The sequence below is a fragment of the Sodalis sp. (in: enterobacteria) genome (assembly GCF_047607725.1).
In the GTDB taxonomy this organism is placed as follows: Bacteria; Pseudomonadota; Gammaproteobacteria; order Enterobacterales; family Enterobacteriaceae; genus JBLKSS01.
Window position 1 is genome coordinate 1 of the sequence record NZ_JBLKSS010000333.1, and the last position, 4,613, is coordinate 4,613.

The 4,613-nt window shown below is 57.9% G+C and carries 6 protein-coding genes; 5 read left to right on the top strand and 1 reads right to left on the bottom strand.

Annotated elements, in window-relative coordinates; all coding sequences use genetic code 11:
- The first annotated feature begins 80 nt into the window (after positions 1-80).
- On the top strand, positions 81-284 hold the full coding sequence (locus tag ACMX3H_RS19885; RefSeq protein ID WP_415211890.1) for a hypothetical protein: 204 nt from the start codon (positions 81-83) through the stop codon (positions 282-284).
- A gap of 143 nt (positions 285-427) precedes the next feature.
- A complete protein-coding gene (locus ACMX3H_RS19890) occupies positions 428-883 on the top strand; it encodes a GNAT family N-acetyltransferase (protein ID WP_415211889.1) in 456 nt (151 codons plus the stop codon).
- 200 nt (positions 884-1,083) lie between these two features.
- On the opposite strand, the gene ribA is transcribed toward ACMX3H_RS19890, so the two are convergent.
- Positions 1,084-1,683 (bottom strand): GTP cyclohydrolase II, encoded by a 600-nt coding sequence (gene ribA / locus ACMX3H_RS19895; protein ID WP_415211888.1) that lies wholly within the window; start codon positions 1,681-1,683, stop codon positions 1,084-1,086.
- A 262-nt stretch (positions 1,684-1,945) separates the two neighbouring features.
- On the opposite strand from ribA, the gene pgpB reads away from it, so the two are divergent.
- From pgpB to lapB, 3 genes are all read left to right on the top strand, one after another.
- Positions 1,946-2,701, top strand: coding sequence for a phosphatidylglycerophosphatase B (gene pgpB / locus ACMX3H_RS19900; RefSeq protein ID WP_415211887.1), 756 nt, complete (start codon positions 1,946-1,948; stop codon positions 2,699-2,701).
- A 240-nt stretch (positions 2,702-2,941) separates the two neighbouring features.
- Positions 2,942-3,247, top strand: a complete 306-nt coding sequence (locus ACMX3H_RS19905; protein ID WP_415211886.1) for a LapA family protein — start codon at positions 2,942-2,944, stop codon at positions 3,245-3,247.
- Between the two features lie 6 nt (positions 3,248-3,253).
- On the top strand, positions 3,254-4,423 hold the full coding sequence (gene lapB / locus ACMX3H_RS19910) for a lipopolysaccharide assembly protein LapB (RefSeq protein WP_415211885.1): 1,170 nt from the start codon (positions 3,254-3,256) through the stop codon (positions 4,421-4,423).
- Positions 4,424-4,613 lie beyond the last annotated feature (190 nt).

Here is a 4,613-nt window from a genome sequence, read left to right on the forward strand (position 1 = left end):
CTTCAATAACTTGATGGGGAATTAACAGACGGCGCTGGGCGTACGCTTACGTTAACCGCGCAGAAACGATAGCCTCTCTGGTGAGGGAAAAAGAGGCGCCGGCCATCCTCAGCGCTGATTTTACGCTCCTGAAGACGGGAGAAAACAGTGCCATACTGCGTTACAGGACTGTTTACCCGGAGGGTAGCCGCGCCGTACTGCGCGCTTCTTATTGGCTGCGCGGCGAAGGTGAACGTTGGCAGTTGGTCTTTCACCAGGGGACCCCGGAGGCAGGCTACGACTAGACAACCGCGTGGACCGGCCATGACGCGCTTGACTATCCTTTCACACGACAAGACCTCATCTTTCACGGCAAAGCGGCGAGTTTATCACCACGTTCTTCATACGAGGGGAGGCACAATGGCGGGCGAAGACATGAGGGTAATACATGTTCCACATCACCGAGATCAATAAAGGCCATAGTGCGTTAAGCGTGCTGGTCAGTGAGCTGGATGCTTTTCAGAGTCGGCTTTACCCCGCCGAAAGCAATCATTGCCTGGACTTTTCCACCGTTGACAATGATCGTCTCCGCTGCGTTATCGCTCATGATGCAGCGGGTTTTCCTGCCAGCTGCGGCGCTGTGCTCTTGCAGGGTGGCGGCTTTGGCGAGATCAAACGCCTATACATTCGCCCCGCCTACCGCGGCAGGCGGCTGGGAGAGCAACTTATCGCCCGTCTCGAAAGGCTTGCGGCAACGGATCTCTGCCATCAATTGCGGCTTGAAACCGGTATTCACCAGCAGCCGGCCATAGCGCTATACCGCCGCTGTGGTTATGCGCGCTGCGAAGCTTTTCCCCACTACACGGACGATCCGTTAAGCGTGTTTATGTCTAAATCCCTTTAGGGGCAATGCGTGATTACCCCGGGGACATTGTGGCGAGAAGTGGGTCCAGGCGACTCAGGGGAGGGAGAAACGGGCAACGCCCGTCTGTCGCTTACCGACGGCGCGGGTTGGATGGCGACCTGCAACCGCTATTGCCGTTAGCACCGGCTCTTGCGCCGCGTACCGCGGCCGGTCATCGTTACCGCGCCCGGCGCCGGCGCCTATTCGGCGGGGCCGTTGAGCAAATGGCCCATTTTGGCGGCCTTGGTATCCAGATAGCGGGCATTTTTCGGGTTGCGGCCAACGATAAGCGGCACGCGTTCGCTGATATTAATGCCCGCCTCGGTCAGAATCTCTACCTTTTTGGGGTTGTTGGTCAACAAACGCACTCTTTCCACGCCCAATAATTTAAACATGTCGGCGCACAGGGTGAAATCCCGCTCGTCGGCGGCAAAGCCGAGCTGGTGGTTGGCTTCGACCGTATCGGCGCCCAGATCCTGCAGGGCATAGGCGCGAATTTTGTTTAGTAGGCCGATATTGCGGCCTTCCTGGCGGTGGTAGAGCAAAATGCCGCGCCCTTCCTCGGCGATATGGCTCAGCGCCGCCTCCAGCTGGAAGCCGCAATCGCAGCGCAGGCTGAACAGGGCATCACCGGTAAGGCATTCGGAATGGACCCGCGATAACACCAGCGCCGGACCGGTAATATCGCCATACACCAGCGCCAGATGGTCGTGCCCGGTGGCGATTTCCTCGAAGCCGACCATCAGGAAATCTCCCCAGGGTGTCGGCAGTTTGGCCTCTGCCACACGTTTAAGCTGCATGTTGCTCTCCAAAACCCAATGATGACGCGCATCCTACTGCTTGCTGCGGTGTTTGACCAGCCTTCGCTAAGTAGGGGTGTCGTTCGGAATCATCCTCTGGGGGCTATTTTGCCATAAATTTACCCTATGACGGGATTTGTTGCGGTTAATTGGCGATAAATTGCGCAACCGGTACGCCATTAGCCGTTGTTTGGGGCGCTTTCTGTTAAGCTTGCCTGCGGCCGTCGCGCACCCGGGCGGCGAACGGCAAAAGGGAAATTCAATGGTTGAAATTGCAAAACGTACCGGCGCGGGCGCGCTGCTGATGATGATCTTACCGCTGCTACTCTGGGTGGGCGGCTGGCAATGGCGGCCGGAAAGTGATTACCGCTGGCTGAAAGGGTGGTATTGGCTGACGCAAACCGTCACCTCGCCCTGGGGCACCCTGACCAGCGTGCTGCTGATAGGCTGGTTTCTCTGGTGCCTGCGCTATCGTCTCAAGCCGGCGCTGTGGCTGGCGGTGATCTTGTCCGCTACGCTGCTTATCGGTCAGGGGATGAAGTCGTTTATCAAAGAGCGGGTGCAGGAGCCCAGGCCTTACGTGGTCTGGCTGGATAAGCATTATGTGCTCGACGATCGGGCGTTTTACGCTATGCCGCGCAAGGCGCGCGCTGTGGCGTTGGCGCGGGAGCTGCAACAACAGCAACTGATTCCGCCGTGGCTACAACGCCATTGGCGCGTTGAAACCAGCTTTTCATTTCCCTCGGGCCATACGGTTTTCGCCGCCAGCTGGGCGCTGCTGGCCGTAGGCTTGCTATGGCCGCGCCGGCATAGGGTTTCCACGGCGGTGCTGATGGTGTGGGCCAGCGGCGTGATGGTCAGCAGAATGGCGCTCGGCATGCACTGGCCGCGGGATGTGGTGATGGGCATCGCCGTCGGTTGGCTGGTCATTACCCTGGCGTGTTGGCTGGTGCAGCGCTCAATCGGCGCGCTGACCCCGATACCGGAAGAAGCGCCGGATATTCGTTCGCGCAGTTGATGAAACCGCAGGCGGGTGATTGCGCTTAGCCGGCAAAGAGAAAAGCACCGCCAGCGGTTGGGTTTTCCCTGCGCCGGCCCTATAGTAGTTATTCAGCGTGTGCATTTATTGCCGCCGCCGGGAGGGAACGTCCCCGAGCGTAGGGTAAAATTTCCTTCATTATCGGGGAAATGGTAATTTAACCGTGTCAGATGGGCTAAGCGTCTGAACATACGACTAACACGGCTTGCAGGAAATCATGTGAAATATGTTCTGATAATTTTGTTGGTGCTGGTGATTTTTATCATCTCCGTTACCTTTGGCGCGCACAACGATCAGGTGGTGACCTTCAACTATCTGCTGGCTCAGAGTCAATTTCGGGTGTCAACCTTGCTCACTTCACTGTTTGCCGCCGGCGGGGTCATTTGCGGCCTGTTTTGGTTGCGCACGCGTGTAGCGCTAATGCGGGCCGAGCGCAAAGTGAAACGGCTCGAACAGCAGCTTGCGCCGGTGGAAACGGTTCCCTCCGTCCCCACCAGCACCCCAGCCGTTGCGCCTAAGGAATAACGCATTATGTTAGAACTGCTGTTTCTGTTGCTGCCCGTGGCCGCCGCCTATGGCTGGTACATGGGGCGCAGGAGCGCGCAGCAGGATAAACAGCAGGAAGCGAACCGTCTTTCCAGAGAGTATGTGGCAGGGGTGAATTTCCTGCTATCCAATCAGCAGGATAAGGCGGTAGACCTGTTCCTTGATATGTTAAAAGAGGACAGCAACGCCGTCGAGGCGCATCTGACGCTGGGGAACCTGTTCCGTTCCCGCGGCGAAGTCGATCGCGCCATCCGCATCCACCAAGCGCTGATGGAGAGCACCTCGTTAACCTTTGAGCAGCGGCTGTTGGCGATACAGCAGCTTGGCCATGACTATATGGCGGCCGGCTTTTACGATCGTGCTGAAGACATGTTCAGCCAGTTGGTGAACGAAGACGACTTCCGGCTTGGCGCCTTGAGCCTGCTATTGCAAATCCATCAGGCGACCAGCGAATGGTCGAAGGCGATAGACGTCGCGGAAAAGTTGGTGAAGCTCGGTAAAGAGCAGCGCCGGGAAGAGATCGCCCATTTTTACTGCGAGCTGGCGCTCCAGGCTATGGGCAGTGACGATATGGATCGCGCCGTCGCGTTATTGAAAAAAGGGGCGTCGGCGGATAAAAATAGCGCGCGGGTGTCTATCATGCGCGCCAGAATTTATATGGCGCAGCAAGATTACGCCGGCGCGGTCGGCGAATTGACGCGGGTGTTGGATCAGGATCGGGAAATGGTCAGCGAAACGCTGCCGATGCTGCAGGACTGTTATCAGGCGCTGGGGCAGCCGGGCGCCTGGGCGGATTTTCTCAAACGCTGCGTAGAAGAAGATACCGGCTCGTCGGCGGAGCTGCTGTTGACCGATATTATTGAACGTGAACAGGGCCCGGAAGCGGCGCAGGGCTACATCAATCAGCAATTGCGCCAGCATCCGACGATGCGCATGTTTCACCGCTTGATGAATTTCCACCTCAGCGAGGCGGAAGACGGTCGCGCCAAGGAAAGTTTGCAGACGCTGCGGGATATGGTCGGCGAACAGATCCACACCAAACCCCGTTACCGCTGCCAAAAATGCGGGTTCACCTCTCACAGCCTGTACTGGCATTGCCCGTCGTGTAAATCCTGGGCGTCGGTCAAGCCGATACGCGGTCTGGACGGCCAGTAATCTCCTAACGGCGCGCCTGCCACAACCGGCGGCGGGAGAGCCTATCGCCGCTCCCGGCTGGGCTTTTGCGGCGCCGGCGGGTAAAATGACAGGATGCTAACGGGCCTGCGACCTAGGGGCCGCCAACCAGAAATGTTTCATGACGCGCACGATGTTATCTTCCTCTTCCTCTTCCTCTTCCTCTTCCTCT

Excerpts from the sequence above, each read along its gene's own strand:
- ACMX3H_RS19890 (WP_415211889.1), top strand. The coding sequence starts at position 428 with ATGTTCCACATCACCGAGATCAATAAAGGCCATAGTGCGTTAAGCGTG.
- ribA (WP_415211888.1), bottom strand. The coding sequence starts at position 1,683 with ATGCAGCTTAAACGTGTGGCAGAGGCCAAACTGCCGACACCCTGGGGA.
- pgpB (WP_415211887.1), top strand. The coding sequence starts at position 1,946 with ATGGTTGAAATTGCAAAACGTACCGGCGCGGGCGCGCTGCTGATGATG.
- lapB (WP_415211885.1), top strand. The coding sequence starts at position 3,254 with ATGTTAGAACTGCTGTTTCTGTTGCTGCCCGTGGCCGCCGCCTATGGC.